Source organism: Stenomitos rutilans (assembly GCF_059505485.1).
Window position 1 is genome coordinate 35,643 of the sequence record NZ_JCACKR010000028.1, and the last position, 15,509, is coordinate 51,151.

Consider the following 15,509-nt stretch of genomic DNA (forward strand, 5'->3'; position numbering starts at 1 on the left):
TTAGTTTGAGAGGTAGCCAGAGGGAACCACAGCGCCGCCCGGTGTTTCTAGCGCTTTAATCCACGGCTTAGAGGACGTGTCAGTCAGGTTCGTTCGGTCTAAAACGATCGTGCATCTGCCTACAAAAATCGTGTCTCCTGCGGGTGTTTGCTTAATTTGCCACTGTGCGGAGAGTTGATTATTGTTCAGATCCTCAAGCATGGCGGTTCTAGGGTTGCAATCTTGATAGGCAAGAATGAGCCTCACCAATTCCTGCTCTAACGTGGCAACCTGCGAGGGTTTAGTCGGGTATGCAGACATGAATTTTCCTCAAAACTAGCCTCAGTGTGCCCTTTGGTGGGTTCTCTGCTGCATCCCGCAGAAGTACAACGCAAGAATCGGCTTTTCAGCCTATGCGTAGGAGCTAACAGAAACGAGAGCATCGGGGTTGCAGACTATAACTGAACGGTGATTTATGCCAGTTCTAGTCCAGTAAGCTAGGAGAGATAGGCGGAAAGTTTCTGCCTATCCATCCAATTTGGGATCTTAGGCGGAAAGTTTCCATCTATTAATAGTTATACCGCTTCGTTTAGTTGTATTGACAGCAGTTTGAAAATGCTCTTTTCACGGTTCTCAATAGAGCAATTTGGCGATAGCAATTTTAGAATAACTAGTGAAGACATTAGTTTATTGTGAAGCGATCAATCATAAACTCGACAAACGTTCGCACCTTCGACGAGAGATACTTGCGGCTGGGATAGACCGCATACAAGGTGCTAGGGGGCAAGTGATACTCCGGCAGCACTTCCTCTAAAGCTCCAGTTGCAAGATCATTGTCAATCAGCCAGGTGGGTAATAAACTAATCCCCATGCCGTTCACTGTCGCTTCGTGGATCAAATTGACGTTATTCGTTCGCAGCACAGGCACGGAGCTGAACTTTGCGCTAATTTTTCCCGTCGAGCCGATCAGAGGCACTTTACTCTCTGGCATCACCGAGTAGGTCATCATGGCGTGTTGCGCTAACGCTTCGGGCTGGGTGGGCTTTCCCGCTCTGTGCAGGTAAGCCGGTGCCGCAACGATGCGTAGTTGAATGGGAGCTATCGCCCGATAAATCAGAGTGCGACTGGGTTCCCGATGCGTTGCTCGCAACGCCAGATCAAAGCCTTCCTCGACCAGATTCACTATCCGCCCACTCAGGTCAATCTCCAGGGTGACTTCGGGAAATTGGGTGCGATAGTCGGCGATCGCCTGGGTAAAAATCCGGTTCGCAAACCAGTCTGGGGCGCTCATTTTCAGGACACCGTTAGGAACCACGGCGGCTCGGCTGACTGTGGCTTCGACTTCATTGAGGCGATCGAGCATTTCACAGCATTGCTCAAAGTAGATGGTGCCGCTTTCTGTCAAACTCAGATGCCGACTGGTGCGATTCAGCAAGCGTCCGCCCAAATGTCGCTCCAAATGCATGACGTGTTTACTCACCATTGCCGCCGACATCTCCATCCGGTCTGCCGCCGCCACAAAGCTCTCTAGCTCCACAACCCAGCGAAAGACGCGCATACTCACGAGGGTATCCATCGCGGCTCATCATCAACTAAAAGGAAATGATACATCAATATTTTGCCCGTTGATCAATTGATTGGCAATGAGTCTAATGGAATCAGGACTGACGCAACCCTCGGAGGTTTTAACCAGGCTCAAGCAGCGTGACTCAACAGAGTGGCTTAAACCTCCGAGATTTTAGTCGAAATGTAGCACTCAACGGGAGATCGAATTATGTCTGAATCCAACATTACGGAAATCAGCGTGCCGCTCGAAGTGGATGTGGCGATCGTCGGAGCGGGTATCGGCGGACTGGCGGCTGCCGTTGCCCTGCGGCAGGTTGGCATCACTGCCCATGTCTATGAACGCACCAAAGCCCTTCAAGCCATTGGCGGAGCGGTCGTCATCCGTGAACCCAGCGTGCGATTGTTCGAGCAATGGGGTGTCGCCGATCGCTTCTATGCTGAGGCGGTACAACTCCAGGGAATCGATGTGCGCGACAGCGAAGGCACCCCGATTGGGACGATCGCTGCTGACCTAACTGGCGAAGGCAATGCCTACTCTGTGCATCGCGCCGATGTCCACGCTCTGTTGCTGTCGGGTGTCGATCAGCAGTGTGTTCATCTCGGCATGACAAGCGTTGAGGCATTTGAAGACGGCGATCGCGGTGTCGTCCGGTTTGCCGACGGGCGGCAGGTGCGCGCTAAGGTCGTGATTGGAGCCGACGGCATCAAGTCCGTGGTTCGCAAGTCTATTGATAACGACGCGCTAATCTTCTCAAAGCTGGTCGTCCTGCGGGGACTTGCGCCCAGTGCCGCGATGCCTGAAGATATGCCAAACGATCGGTTGTACTCCTGGGAAAAAGACTCCCGGCAGATGCTGTTGCTGCCGCTGCGCGGGGGGAACGAGGTGGCGATGGACACCATTATGGTACGGGACACCCCACCGCAGGATTTGTGGACGAGCGAGGTGCCAACCTCAGAACTCCTTGATTACTTCCAGGGCTTTGATCCTGACATGATTAAGCTAATCGAAGCTGGAACCGTTCCAGTGCGGGCAAACCCGGTCTACGAACGCGAACCCATTGCGATCTGGAGTACCGCACACATCACCCTGCTAGGCGACGCGGCGCACCCGATGGCTCCTCGCGCAGGTCAGGGGGCGAACCAGGCAATTCAGGATGCTGGTGCGTTGGCGCGGGCATTGAGCGGGGACGGCATGACAAACATTCCCGACGCACTGCGCCGCTACCACGAGGAACGGGCACCACTTACCAAAAAAATGCAGCTCGCCTCACGATCCTCGCCCGCAATCAAGCCGCTGCCTGTAGGTAAGTAATTTGACTAGGACTTACGCATTTGCCCCCTAGCCCCCAATTTTGGGGGGAATCAAGCCAATTAAACCCCTAATCCTGGAGGTTTGGGGGCGAAAGATGACCGCTTTTGCATAAGTCCTATTGACAACAGTTTGCAGATGTCACGTAACGGAGAAACAATGTCTAGTGCTAACCGGATTGATGTACACCAACATATCGTTCCACCTGCTTATAGAGACTGGGTGAACGCGAAAGGATTTAGTTTTGGCAGCATACCCATTCCCCAATGGGATTTACAAGAAACGATCGACCTCATGGATAAGCATGGCATTGCCACTGGCATTGTCTCCGTGTCCACGCCGGGTGTGAGCCTGGGAAGTGGGGCTGAAGCACGGGACATGGCGCGTGAAGTGAACGAGTTTGCGGCTCAAGTTGCGATCGATCGCCCTGATCGCTTTAGCTTCTTTGCGACCCTGCCCTTACCGGATGTTGATGGCGCTATAGCCGAAGCAGTCTACGCTTTAGACAAATTGCAGGCTGCTGGGGTGATTCTGCTCGCCAATACTCACGGTCACTACCTGGGCGAGAAGGCTTTTGACCCACTCATGGAGGAGCTGAACCGTCGTCATGCGATCGTCTTTGTCCATCCGTCGGATTTACCGGGAGCCAGTTTGCCTGGTGTACCACCCTTCGCCGCTGACTTCTTGCTCGATACCACTCGCGCGGCGATTAATTTGATCACCTCTGGGTCAATGACCCGCCACCCCAATCTGAAAGTGATTCTGTCCCATGCTGGCGGCTTTATCCCTTACGCTGCCCATCGGATGGCACTCATTTGTTCCACCGATGGCACCTACGAAACTGGACTGAACAATCTCCGTCAGTTTTACTTCGACACCGCTCTGTCTGGTAGCCCGACCGCATTGCCCAGCCTGCTGGCGTTCGCTGATTCCAGTCACATTCTTTTTGGTAGCGACTGGCCGTTCGCGCCTGTAGAAGCGGTCAATCACTTCACCAATGGGCTGGATGCTTACCCGCTTGACCCTGGGCTACGTTCAGCTATTAATCGTCAGAACGCTGAGGGTCTGTTTCCACAATTCACCACCAGTTCACCAACCGACTCGAAGAGACAATGACTCTGCTTACCCTATCTCTTTACACCCTGATTTGGGGCTGCGATCGCGGCATAGCAAGTTGATGAAGCGGGCGGGCGATAGATCAGGGTGATGATGCCGAGGTGGTCTATCGCCGCTTATCTTAGTCGTTATGTCTGAAAATCCTCGTGTCAGAGGGGCATAGACCCCTATTTTCATAAGCATAAATACTTATTCTCTGACCAACTTCGAATTCCCCTGGGGGTATATCAATTTTAAAGTCTGCTGTGGTGCCATGCTGCGGCAGATTTTTAGCTTAAATTAAACTTTTATTTCAGTAGATCTGTCTTGCCGTTAGTGGCTGTTGAAGGTTAAAAAGACTCTTTAAAATTGGTGAAATAGCAGTAATGAACCAGTCTCAGCGCCTTTCAGCACAGAGTAATGAACTGTCAAAATCAAACTGACAGATAGGGAGTGGATGTATCAACGAGTCGTTAGGCACAAGCACTGACTGACCTGTTAACTTAAAGCTGACAATCTACTAGGCTGAGTTTAAATCGTCTCTAGGCTCCATCCTGTGCAAGCTAACTACCCCTTGGTTGTCATGGCTAACGCGCAAACCGTTCGGCATACTACTCAAATGGTGTAGCGAAAGCGTTTTACTTGGTGAGACGCCCGATGCGTTCTCGAATGGCTAGATCAATGAGAAACCGGATTAAGACAAGTGAGCTAAGACCTGCCAGTCCAAACGCGACAAAAGCCCAAATTTTGTACGCTCCTACCAGTAAGACTGCCCCAGAAAGTAATAAGAATCCAGTCAAACAAGCATAGATTAAGCTTTTGAGCGCAAGATTGAGGCTTCTAATTGCTTGATCGGTCTCTAGCGATCGGGCACGAATTTCTAGCTCTCCCTGTTCAACGCGCTCTTCTAACCGCTGAATCAGTCGCTCAGTCGCACTGGGTTGACGGAGCTTGTACGTAATGTACTCTCGTGCCTGCCGGGTCAATTCACCGATGCCATTACTGGGCCCTTTAGCAAGCGTAATGCTTTTGACAAAAGGCTTGGCAGACTCCATCAGGCTGTACTGAGGGTCGAGATCGCGGGCAACTCCATCCAGTGTTGTGAGTGCCTTGAGGATAAACGTCATCTTGGCTGGTAAGCGAAAGGGTTGCTGTGCAAAGAGAGCCGAGACCTCCTGCCGTACCTGGCTAAATTCTTGCAGCGCGATCGGTTTTTCGGTGAACCGTTCTAGCACAAACCCCATTACACGACGAATCGGGGTCATATCTGAAACGGGTTCAATTAACCCCATTGTCGTCAAAGTATGGATGACCTGGTCGGTGTCTTTCCGCAAAACGGCGAAAAAGGTACGCACCATCTGGTCTTTGTCGATGGATTTCACTTCTGCCATCATGCCGAAATCATAGAAGATGAGGCAGCCATCGGGGCTGACCGCCATGTTGCCAGGATGAGGATCGGCCTGAAAAAAGCCATCCTGTAGTAGCTGCTTTAAATACGAGCAAATACCCAACTGGTTAACTTCTTTGACGTTGATGCCGATCGCCTCCAGGCTTTGACGATCGTTAATCTTAATGCCCGGCACATAGTCCATCGTCAAGACTTTTTTAGTGGTGTATTTGGGATACACCTTAGGAGCAACAATGCGGGTATGGTCGCGGAAATTGTGACGGAAGCGATCGGCATTAATCGCTTCTTGCACGTAGTCAATTTCCTGGTAAAGCACCTGCGCAAACTCTTCGTAAATAGCATCCAGGTCGTACTCTTTTGCCCCAGGCAGATAGCGTTTACAGAACCGGAGCAACCGCCGCAGCACTCTAAAATCCAGATCAAATAGGGTGTCTAGCCCTGGGCGCTGCACTTTAATGACGACTTCCTCGCCCGTATACAGCCGTGCTTTGTGTACTTGCCCCAGGCTAGCTGCCGCGATTGGTACACGGTCAAATGCTTGATAGAGCGTGTAAAGTGGGCTACCTAGCTCAGATTCAATAATGGCGATCGCGTCATCTGCACCAAACGGAGGCACTCGATCTTGAAGTTGGCAGAGCGCTTGAATGTATTCTGGCGGTAACAAGTCGCCTCGTGTTGAAAGTGCCTGCCCAATCTTAATGAATGTCGGGCCCAAATCAAGCAGTGTGCCGACTAGCCACTGCGCACGACGATTGCGATGTTGAGGAAACCGTCGGGCGATCGTGTCATCCCACCACAAATAGCCCAACAATCGTGCTGCCGACAAGAAAATGTCTGTCTGCCGTGCTAGCAGCGATTGCTTAGCACGTTGCCAACGGAGTGATTTAGGCGCGGCAGACTTGAGCATACTATTGACTATATTCCATTTAGCCTAACCGTTCTGTGAGGATGAAAGGGTGAACTGGATGGACGCTAGACGTGCTAAAGAAGGGTTGAAGTCGGCAACTCTCTTACTCCATCGGGCACGAGGCAATCACAATGGTTCATTGCGGTTCTAAGCTTACTGCCTTGCTTAACGGCTGCTGAAACGATGCGGGCTACTTCGTTAGGGCAATTCGGTGCGAATAAAGAGTTGCGGCAGGGTCAGTGTAAAGCATGTTTCGTAGGTGTGGGCATCGTCAGTCGTCCAGCTGGAGGCGGTAATATCACCGTTTAAGTGCTGCACTAACGATTTTACAAGCGCTAAACCTAAGCCTGTCCCTTGAACAGCGTTTTGAGTAGCACCCTGACTGCGTTTAAATTTTTCAAAAATCAGCGGCAAGTCATCAGGCGTAATACCCTGTCCAGTGTTGTTCAGGGTCACAACAATCTGGTTGCCTGACGGCTCCTTTTTTTCAGCGACGTTGAGCTGAACGCAACCGTTTGGGTCGGAATACTTACCTGCATTGGTAAGGAGTTCAAACAGAATGCGGTGCAGGCTATCCCGATCACTTAACAGGCGGAGCGATCGCTTCGGCAGCTTTGTTTTCAAGGTCAACCCTTTTGCAGACCACTTTTGCTGAAAGAGCCTGATCAGATCTTGCATTAACGCTTTTAGATCAATTTCTTGCAGATTCATGGCAACCTGATTTGATTCCAGTTCCTGAAGCCCTAACAGGTCATTAACGAGGCTAGTTTCTTGTGCGCACTGCTGCTCCAGAATATCTAAATAGCATGTACTGCGCTCATTATCTAACCCCACCTGGCGCAACATGCGGATTGCCATCGTCATACTGGTGAGGGGGGTGCGCAGTTCGTGGCTCACCGTGCTCAAAAATTCGTCCTTCGCCTGGTTGAGATGACGTAGCTGATCGAGCTGATAGCGTGTGCGATCGTAAAGCTTTGCCTGAACAGAGAGGCTCTCACGAAGCTCTGCCGTGCGCTTTTCAACAAGCGACTGTACCTGACGAAGCGTCTCAGTTTGAATAATGGCTGTGCTGACTTGAGCGCTAACTAATTGCACCAGTTCTAGCTCTTCTGGTTGCCAGACGCGGGGTTGATCTTGCTGAAACACCAGAAATCCCAAAACCGTGCCCTGGCTTTCGAGGGGGGCCAAGAGAAGGGTTGGTAAAGACTCCAGTGTAAATGTGGGTGCAATACCACTACCCAGACGATCTGGAGCACCAACGCCAAGAAGCGGCTGATCTTGCTGTGTGCCAGCCAGTAGAATCAGTTCATCAGGGTGCAAAAAAGCCTGTTGGCAAAGTGTGCATTCTGAGAGCCAAAACGATTGACTGCTGCCACCCGTATCGATCAACTCAGCTTGAACTGATCCAGAAGGTTCTGGGTATGGACTAGACGCATCACTAAGCCATTCGCACGCAATATTTACCCTAATTTTGGGGAGACGGGTGGGTACGCGATTCCGAAACAGAGAATCCCAGTGCTTTAGGCGCAAAAGCATTCCGCGTTTTACCTGCAAGACTGTTGCCGTGTCGTCCGTCGCATGCTTGAGAACTACATTGAGATCAGATGCGTTGTGAATAGCCAGCGTGAGTTGGTTGACAACGCTTTGATACTGCACCTGCTTGCTAAGCTGTTGCTGAAGCCGAAGTTGCTCGACAGTGCTGGCTACCTGATGAGACACTGTCTGAATGCCTGCGATTTCTGATTGAGTCCAGTTACAAGGGCGCGATCGCATAAAACTGATTACTCCATTCGCGCTGCCTTGAAATTGTGTTGCAGCCGCTAGCACTGACATCGCCTGGGATGATGCCCACAACGAGTGAATTGTCTGCCAGATTTCGAGAAACTTACTCGCACCTGATGCGGTCGTGGACTGCGATGGCGCAGTCTCAACATTTTCAATCTGGATGGGTACTGAGCCTGACTGCCACCCTTCAAACTGCCACCCTTCGAGCAGCCCAGAAGGAACCTGCAACGACTGCATGAACCGTGGCTGGGCATCCGCTAACCAGCAAACGATCTGAGCTGTAGTGTTGGTGGAGTTGGGAAGTATGATCACGCAGCCATCAACATTGCAGGCTTTGCCGAGGCAAGCCGCAAGATCAGCGAGTAGCTGGCTGTAGTCAGACTGAGTTGAGGCGCTGTGTAGCATATGCTGCCACAAACTTGTGAGGCTCGCAGCGTGCTGCTGCAGGGGTGAACGACGGGCTTCTTCAGGCAACACGACTCTAAGGTGAGAGGAGGATGGTCGTGTGGTGACAGTTGACAGCATTTCGCTGCAAAGAGTGACATCGCTACCTGCCGCACAGCTTTCTGTGGTGTATGCGTTATCAGTTATTGCCCCGCTGTTATCTGCTAGATTCATGCTTCAACCACTTTTATAACGTTAGGATTCCCACATTGGCTCAGTCTCTAGCAGTGGTTACCGATTAATCAACGTGTTGCTAGCTGTTCTCAAGCGTGGTGGATACCATGATGACGATCGCTCGTTTCATGGCTTAAGTGGCTCTAGCCTAAACGAGCCGCTTGTTTACGGTATCCGTGAATTCCTGGTTTCTGCACTTGCCGATACTTTTACACCTACCCTAAGTTCCAGGACACGTTTTACAATTTAAATGGGATCGCTACAGCTTGCATTCTCTATGATGTTGCGCCCTCTACTTTTCTAGCATTGGGAGGTGAATGAGTGGGCAGGCGCTTTGCGATTGGGCGATCGTGGGCCACCAGGGATGCTATAACCGGGGGAAAATACACTGTACTAGCTCGGTCTGCATGATAGTAAATGAACATTAAGAACTCGCTTCTAGTGGATACTACGGGTGTAGAGGCTGTGTTGTCGTCGCCGCGCGTCATTGGTACGGTTAAAGGGCCGGGTGAGACGGGTAATCAGTATGTTTTTATTACGGCAGATAATCGCTCGGTCAAGATCGGGGAGTTCGTTTTTTATGAGGTTGCAGACGATCAAGCGAGCTTAGCGGCGCTACAAATCTTAGGAAAGATTTCGGCGCGATGTCTGATTGACCACCTGCCCGACCGTATTTTTGCAGACACAGAAATCAGCCCAGAGGCGATCGCAGCGATCGTTGGTTTCACGTATAACAACCCAGAAATTTATGAAATTACGGTGGATGTCGTTGGTTACTTTGATCTGAATCTGGGGTTTATGAACCCGCGACGAACTCCAAATCCTGGTGCAAAGGTTTACCTGGCAGACGATGCCATGCTGCGTCGCGTGCTGAACAAGAAACAGCCCGGTGAGATTGGTTCGGCACACATTGGATCACTGCTGCTACGGGAGACAAATGTACCTGTAGCGCTAGATGTGAAAGAACTGGTCAGTACGCACATGGCGATCCTGGCGGGCACCGGATCGGGCAAGTCGTACACAGCCGGGGTGTTGATTGAGGAATTGCTATCGCCGCAGAACCGGGCCGCTGTACTAATTTTTGATCCGCATGGAGAATATCACACGTTGGCGGATATGCGAGGCCATCCAGCTTTCCAAGCCAGCGATGGCTATGCGCCCAGAGTAAAAATCCTTACACCAGAGGATATTCGGATTCGGGTATCTTCGCTGGATTACTACGACATTCTGACGCTGCTGCCAGAGATGAGCGATCGCCAGCAGTCGATTCTCAATAAAGCCTATCGCTTGCTGCAACGTCATAAGCAAGGTGAGCATCGGTGGGGCATTCAGGACTTGATTGCCGCCGTGCGCGAAGCCGATATGCAGGTGGATGAAGAAGGCAACGAGAAATCAGGCTCCTCGGCCCCAGCATTGGAGTGGAAGCTAGAGCGGCTGGAGCGATCGCAGTATTTTCATACCTTTGAACATACTGTTGCACCGCGAGATTTGTTTGAGCCAGGGCAAGTCACCGTTCTGCAAATGAATGAAATTAGCCAGGAAGAACAGCAGGTGATCTGCGCGGCGGTGTTGCGGCAGTCCAACCAGGCGCGGATGAATACGCAACGGGAACTGATTAAGCCGGAGGATGAACACTACCTACCCTACCCTGTTTTTATCATTGTGGAAGAGGCGCACCGCTTTGCCCCTGCGCATGAGCCATCGCGCTGTAAGGCTGTGCTGCGAACGATTTTGAGTGAAGGACGCAAGTTTGGTTTAGGGATGGGTTTAATCACTCAGCGTCCCGGCAAGATTGACTCAGATGTGCTGTCTCAATGCATGAGCCAGTTCATCATGCGAATCGTCAATCCGGTTGATCAAGAAAGTCTGAAATACGGTGTAGAGGCGGCGGGACGCGATTTGCTGAAAGAACTGCCTGCTTTAACCAAGGGGCAAATTATTGTGGCGGGAGCCTGTGTAAATACGCCTGTGCTGTGTAAGGTGCGACAACGCTTAACGAAGCATGGTGGCGAAACGCTGAATGCACCAGAAATGTGGCAACAGCATTTTCAGGCACATCATGTCCGCGATCGACAGATTCAGCAGGCTCCAGTGGCAGGTCGTGGGCGATCGCAAACGGTACGCGGAGTGAGCATTGAATAGTTGGCAGGCGCTTGTCGAGGCGATTGCTTATGGGTTGGGGGTTGCCGTGTCAATAGGTAGTATGTCCGGGGCTGTCTCTGTAGGAGACGACTCTGAGGCTGTTGGCTGATTTGCAGTTTGCTGCTGGTTTGCCTTTTCCAACGCCAATTCTTTGTTTTTATGGTAAGCAAGCACCCGATCTTGAGCGGTTTTATAGCGATCGTCTTCAGCAGGCACACCCGCCATCAAGTCTGAGGCTCGTTGCCAACGGGCAGCAAGTTCCAACCACTGGGCCTGTGACTGTGCTGTCAGCCCTTCCTGAGATGCTTGTTGTGCCAGTCTCACTGCGATCGCAAAGTCATCTTGCTTACTGACAGGGCTGGCTGGCGTGGGCAGACTTTGAATCGGCGCAGGTTCTGGGCTTGAGGATGGACTGTTTACGGGTGAAGGTGTCAGTGCCTGACGTTTGGGTGCACCTAACCAGCTATACAGCGCCCATCCCCCTAAGAGCAGCAAAAGACTGGCACTCGCACCACCCACAAGCCCACGCCAAAATTGATGGCGTTCACGTAGCTGCACCGCAGTGCGTGTGGGTAGATTCGGCTTCTGTAGCGCAGCATGCTGGTTCCACTCGTTGAGCATGTGCCGCAGAAGATTCGGTTTATTTAGCGTGATTTCTTGCGACCAGAGAAGCTGGCTTTCGGGATCACGATTAATTTCGTCTAACCAGAGCAACTGCTGCTCGCGCACAATACGGCTGTTAATATTGACACGGCGAATATTCCGGGGCGCGATCGCCTCTAGCGTTTGCCGGATTTGTCCAATCAATTCTGACGGCTCCAATTGTTCTGCTGTAGCTGCTTCGCACAGGATTTGCAGTACACCATCGGCAAAAATAGCACGTGTTCGAACACCGGAGTCAGCAAGCTTTTCGTTGAGGACTTGAATAATAGCCGCAACGCTGCCCTGGGTAGCTTGTTTAACGATATCGTTCACTGTGCTTGTCATAATTGAACGCAATAAATTGACAACGAAACATTAAGGAGGATGCTATGACAACCCTTGATTCAAGATACTCCAATTTTGTAAAAGGAGAACGAAACGACCGACAAGCGTCATCTCAAATTGTTTGCTGAAGAGCCTCTTTTTTGATAAGAAACTTAATGAGAACAAGCCGTTTTGCCCTTTTAACAAAGAGGCGATCGCGCGTGGGGATCATTATCTAGCAAGAATCTACTTAGTCTTTGCCTAACGGTTATCTCCAATCAATGTGACGTGTCTGTTAGCATGACCACTACGCTTTTAGATGGCGGCAATCGTTGAAGCGGCGCACTTGCCAAAGATCTGTATTAAAGCGGTTTTGATCCGAGCGATGCCACCGAGATTGGTCAACCCAAAACTCAAAGAGTGCGGTGTTATTTGCTCTTAGTCGCCATGAGCGATCGCATCCCATAAGTTCAGCGATCAAATGCTGCAAGATCCAGCTATGGGTCACAATCCAAATCTGATCCCCGTTCTGATGACGCTCAAAGAGCGACTGAATAAAGAGGTGCGATCGTTGTCTGGCAGCTTGCGGTGTTTCGGCACCAGGGATTTGAATCCAGTCTGGTGAGGCTTCTAACTGGCGGCAGAGATCCGGATAGCGCCTGACCGCCTCAGCCCAGGTTAGCCCCTGAAAAATGCCATTTTGAAACTCTTTGAGTTCGTCAGCATAAGCGACTGTAACGCTTTTGGGTTCGCTTTCAGGAGTCTCAAGCACCGCTTCAGCGCTATCGATTAAGTCGCTGACGGCTGCTGGGAGGGGTGCCGTTTGAAAGTGGTCAAGCAAGATCTGGGTCGTCTGTGCGGTTCTTCTCAGAGGGCTGCTGTACACATGGGAAGGATGCCATGCTTCTGCCAACAAACTCCGTGCCAGCTTTTCGGCTTGCTGCTTGCCTTCGTTGGAAAGCGCATACTCACCATGTCCCTGCATTCGCTTTTCTTTGTTGCCTGTTGACTGAGCGTGGCGAATAAATAGCAGCTTCATGACTCGATGCATGAACCGATCCTATGAAACGAATGGGGTTAATTGTGGGCTGAAGACGCTCGCCTGTTGATTAGGCGAAGGTTAAAGACTCTAAACTAAGTAGAGGTGCCGAAACGTTCTCGAAACGCACTAGATAGAAGACTCTAATCAGTAAAAGACCTTAATGAAACGGATGCTTTCTCAAAGCTTTCAGCGGTCAGCGGTCAGCGTCGGCCCATCCAACATGTTCAGTTTCATTGCGTCCGTTTCCTTAAACCCTCTACAAGGTCTGCAATCTTAAACTCAGCCTACCTTCAGGCAGCACGCTTCGATTATGCATCACACTTCGATTCGGACGGCAAATATTTTTCGCGCGATCGCTTTCTATGAACAGCTTGGCTTTCAAGTACAAGAGCGGTTCACCACAGGATATACCCTGGCGTGTTGGATGGAAGGTTTGGGCGGACGCATTGAACTGATCCAAATTCCAGAGCCAAAGCCTGCTCCCGATGCGTTTGGCGACGAGCATTATGTGGGCTATTACCATCTCTCGTTTGACCTGACAGGTGTGACTGATGATTTAACCCACTGGTTAACCGACTTGCGCGATCGCATGACACAAGCTGCTCAAGCCCAACCAGATCAACTACAACCGCTCAACGTGCTGCTACAACCCGAACAACAAATGATTGGCGATCGGGTTTACGAAGTGACCTTTATTGCTGATACAGATGGGCTGCCGCTGGAGTTTTTAAGGGTGATGAAGAGTGGGGAATAGGGAGTGGGGAGTAGGGAGAGAGTTTTGAGTTTTGAGTTTTGAGTTGATTTAGTGGTCAGCGGTCAGCTATCAGTCCTTGCCCTCATCCCTCATCCTTCATCCTTCGCTCTATCTCCTGATCACGTCCTCAGCTTTTGCACTTGGTTCTACCGGACTGGGGGGAATTTTCTCCAGGCTGATGAGGGCTTCCATCACGGCTTTAACCACTGGGGCCGCAACGGTGGAACCGAATGCGTCGCCGCCTTTGGGTTCATCTACTACAGCAATCACCACGTAGCGGGGTGCTTCGACGGGAAAGATCCCGACAAAACTGGTGATCTTCGCGTGGTCAAAGTAGCCACCGTTAGGATTAGCTTTTTGGGCGGTGCCCGTTTTGCCTGCAATTCTGTAGCCGGGAATTTGGGCGCTCTTACCCGTTCCTTTACTGACCACTGTTTCCATCATGGCAAGCAAACTTTGCGTCGTTGCTTTAGAGAAGATAGGGCGAGGAGCGGGGATGTTAGGCTGCCAGTAGGGTTGTCCTTTGCTGTCAAACAAGCCACGAACGACGTGGGGGGTTACTAGCTTGCCGCCGTTTGCGAGTACGGCGTGGAGTTGTGCGAGGTGAATGGGAGTGAGCGAGAAGCCTTGTCCAAAAGCGGTGGTTGCACGTTCGATTGGTGATTCCAGGAATGTCTTGCGGGTTTTGAACTGACCAGACGCTTCAGAGGGTAAGTCAATGCCAACGAGATCACCCATGCCGATGCGCTTGAGCCAGGTGTAATAAACGTCGGGCTTGATTTGCTGTACGACATGCACCATGCCAACGTTGCTGGAGTATTCCAAAATTTCTGTGAGGGTGATGCGGCCTCTACCGCCTGAGGTGGAGTAGTCAAAGTTTTGGATGGGCCAACCGCTGACATAAATCTGACCTTCATCGTAGAAAGCACTATCTGGTTTGATGGAACCTGTTTCTAGAGCGATCGCCACGTTGATGGGCTTAAACGTCGAACCGGGTTCATAAAGATCAGACAAGGCCCAGTTTTTGAATCGATCGAGGGAGTAGTTAAAATACTGATTGGGGTCGTAGGACGGAGTGTTTGCCAGTGTGAGGAGCGAGCCATCGTGGACATCCATGACGATGACCGTTCCTCGTTTGGCGTTAAATTTTTTCACCTGCTGCTGTAAGGCGTTGATAGCGACGCGCTGTAAGCGGCTATCCACCGTAAGTTGCAGTTGCCAATCATCTAAGTTTAGGAAGCCACCTGGCACCTGATCGGGCATGAGCGACCCATCGCCCATCCGTCGAAGCCGCACTGGTTTTGATAGCCGCTCTAGTAACGTTTGCTGGCTTAACTCTAGCCCAGCCTGACCTTTATGATCATCGTTGACATAACCCAACACATCGGCCGCCATCTCTTGCTGTGGGTAAAGCCGCTGTTGACTTTGGAGCAGTTCCAAACCATCAATTTGCAGATTGGTGATTTGATCAGCCGTGCTTTCAGAGAGTGCATACTCCATGCGAACCCCTGTTTCGGCCTGATCAAATTTTTTGGTCAACTCAGCCGCTGATCGCCGCAGAAGAGGCGCTAGCTTTTCGGCAATCTCTGGCTTTGGTACCTTAAACAGCTTGGGGTGAGCAAATAAAGTATAAACCGGGCGATCGAGTGCTAAGACCGTTCCCTGTCGATCGATAATCTGCCGACGTGGAATAAACGGTCGCATGTACATCATTTGTTGGTCTTGCGCCCGTGCTTGCAGTTGCTTTGCTTGTACAACCTGCAAGCGAAATAGATTGAGCACGAGCAGCCCACAGCCAGCAACCAATGCCGCCCACACCAGTAACAACCGAAACGTTGGCCGCTCGACTAAAGCCGCGCGCTCAATGCGTCGAGGCTGACTACGAAGGGGGAAGCGACGTGACCGCTGTGCCGACAAAGAACGAGGAGGACTACTCAT

The 15,509-nt window shown here is 51.2% G+C and carries 11 protein-coding genes; 4 read left to right on the forward strand and 7 right to left on the reverse strand.

Features of this window, described 5'->3' with window-relative positions; all coding sequences use genetic code 11:
* Positions 1-300, reverse strand: coding sequence for a hypothetical protein (locus AC5JLP_RS03930; protein WP_496066599.1), 300 nt, complete (start codon positions 298-300; stop codon positions 1-3).
* 361 nt (positions 301-661) lie between these two features.
* Complete coding sequence (locus tag AC5JLP_RS03935) at positions 662-1,555, reverse strand: LysR family transcriptional regulator (RefSeq protein WP_496066600.1); 894 nt, start codon at positions 1,553-1,555, stop codon at positions 662-664.
* Positions 1,556-1,753: 198 nt separating this feature from the next.
* On the opposite strand from AC5JLP_RS03935, the gene AC5JLP_RS03940 reads away from it, so the two are divergent.
* Together AC5JLP_RS03940 and AC5JLP_RS03945 are read left to right on the forward strand one after the other, a co-directional pair.
* Positions 1,754-2,857, forward strand: coding sequence for an FAD-dependent oxidoreductase (locus tag AC5JLP_RS03940; RefSeq protein WP_496066601.1), 1,104 nt, complete (start codon positions 1,754-1,756; stop codon positions 2,855-2,857).
* Between the two features lie 156 nt (positions 2,858-3,013).
* Positions 3,014-3,970, forward strand: a complete 957-nt coding sequence (locus AC5JLP_RS03945; protein WP_496066602.1) for an amidohydrolase family protein — start codon at positions 3,014-3,016, stop codon at positions 3,968-3,970.
* A 617-nt stretch (positions 3,971-4,587) separates the two neighbouring features.
* On the opposite strand, the gene AC5JLP_RS03950 is transcribed toward AC5JLP_RS03945, so the two are convergent.
* Together AC5JLP_RS03950 and AC5JLP_RS03955 are read right to left on the reverse strand one after the other, a co-directional pair.
* Positions 4,588-6,264, reverse strand: coding sequence for an ABC1 kinase family protein (locus tag AC5JLP_RS03950; protein WP_496066603.1), 1,677 nt, complete (start codon positions 6,262-6,264; stop codon positions 4,588-4,590).
* Between the two features lie 198 nt (positions 6,265-6,462).
* Complete coding sequence (locus AC5JLP_RS03955; protein ID WP_496066604.1) at positions 6,463-8,667, reverse strand: GAF domain-containing sensor histidine kinase; 2,205 nt, start codon at positions 8,665-8,667, stop codon at positions 6,463-6,465.
* A gap of 417 nt (positions 8,668-9,084) precedes the next feature.
* Here AC5JLP_RS03955 and AC5JLP_RS03960 point away from each other — a divergent pair, with 417 nt between their 5' ends.
* Entirely contained in the window at positions 9,085-10,809 is a 1,725-nt protein-coding gene (locus tag AC5JLP_RS03960; protein WP_496066605.1) for an ATP-binding protein, read from the forward strand.
* Positions 10,810-10,836: 27 nt separating this feature from the next.
* Here the strand turns inward: AC5JLP_RS03960 and AC5JLP_RS03965 are convergent, their stop codons facing one another.
* Together AC5JLP_RS03965 and AC5JLP_RS03970 are read right to left on the reverse strand one after the other, a co-directional pair.
* The gene (locus tag AC5JLP_RS03965; protein WP_496066606.1) at positions 10,837-11,796 is read right to left on the reverse strand and encodes a hypothetical protein; all 960 of its coding nucleotides are present in this window, start codon (positions 11,794-11,796) and stop codon (positions 10,837-10,839) included.
* 286 nt (positions 11,797-12,082) lie between these two features.
* On the reverse strand, positions 12,083-12,826 hold the full coding sequence (locus AC5JLP_RS03970; RefSeq protein ID WP_496066607.1) for a histidine phosphatase family protein: 744 nt from the start codon (positions 12,824-12,826) through the stop codon (positions 12,083-12,085).
* 301 nt (positions 12,827-13,127) lie between these two features.
* Between AC5JLP_RS03970 and AC5JLP_RS03975 the strand changes: the two genes are divergently transcribed.
* On the forward strand, positions 13,128-13,571 hold the full coding sequence (locus AC5JLP_RS03975) for a VOC family protein (protein WP_496066608.1): 444 nt from the start codon (positions 13,128-13,130) through the stop codon (positions 13,569-13,571).
* Between the two features lie 108 nt (positions 13,572-13,679).
* On the opposite strand, the gene AC5JLP_RS03980 is transcribed toward AC5JLP_RS03975, so the two are convergent.
* Positions 13,680-15,509: a peptidoglycan D,D-transpeptidase FtsI family protein gene (locus AC5JLP_RS03980; RefSeq protein WP_496066609.1), complete on the reverse strand. Its 1,830-nt coding sequence runs from the start codon at positions 15,507-15,509 to the stop codon at positions 13,680-13,682.

Excerpts from the sequence above, each read along its gene's own strand:
- AC5JLP_RS03980 (WP_496066609.1), bottom strand. The coding sequence starts at position 15,509 with ATGAGTAGTCCTCCTCGTTCTTTGTCGGCACAGCGGTCACGTCGCTTC.
- AC5JLP_RS03940 (WP_496066601.1), top strand. The coding sequence starts at position 1,754 with ATGTCTGAATCCAACATTACGGAAATCAGCGTGCCGCTCGAAGTGGAT.
- AC5JLP_RS03960 (WP_496066605.1), top strand. The coding sequence starts at position 9,085 with ATGAACATTAAGAACTCGCTTCTAGTGGATACTACGGGTGTAGAGGCT.
- AC5JLP_RS03965 (WP_496066606.1), bottom strand. The coding sequence starts at position 11,796 with ATGACAAGCACAGTGAACGATATCGTTAAACAAGCTACCCAGGGCAGC.
- AC5JLP_RS03955 (WP_496066604.1), bottom strand. The coding sequence starts at position 8,667 with ATGAATCTAGCAGATAACAGCGGGGCAATAACTGATAACGCATACACC.
- AC5JLP_RS03930 (WP_496066599.1), bottom strand. The coding sequence starts at position 300 with ATGTCTGCATACCCGACTAAACCCTCGCAGGTTGCCACGTTAGAGCAG.
- AC5JLP_RS03975 (WP_496066608.1), top strand. The coding sequence starts at position 13,128 with ATGCATCACACTTCGATTCGGACGGCAAATATTTTTCGCGCGATCGCT.
- AC5JLP_RS03935 (WP_496066600.1), bottom strand. The coding sequence starts at position 1,555 with ATGGATACCCTCGTGAGTATGCGCGTCTTTCGCTGGGTTGTGGAGCTA.
- AC5JLP_RS03950 (WP_496066603.1), bottom strand. The coding sequence starts at position 6,264 with ATGCTCAAGTCTGCCGCGCCTAAATCACTCCGTTGGCAACGTGCTAAG.
- AC5JLP_RS03970 (WP_496066607.1), bottom strand. The coding sequence starts at position 12,826 with ATGCATCGAGTCATGAAGCTGCTATTTATTCGCCACGCTCAGTCAACA.
- AC5JLP_RS03945 (WP_496066602.1), top strand. The coding sequence starts at position 3,014 with ATGTCTAGTGCTAACCGGATTGATGTACACCAACATATCGTTCCACCT.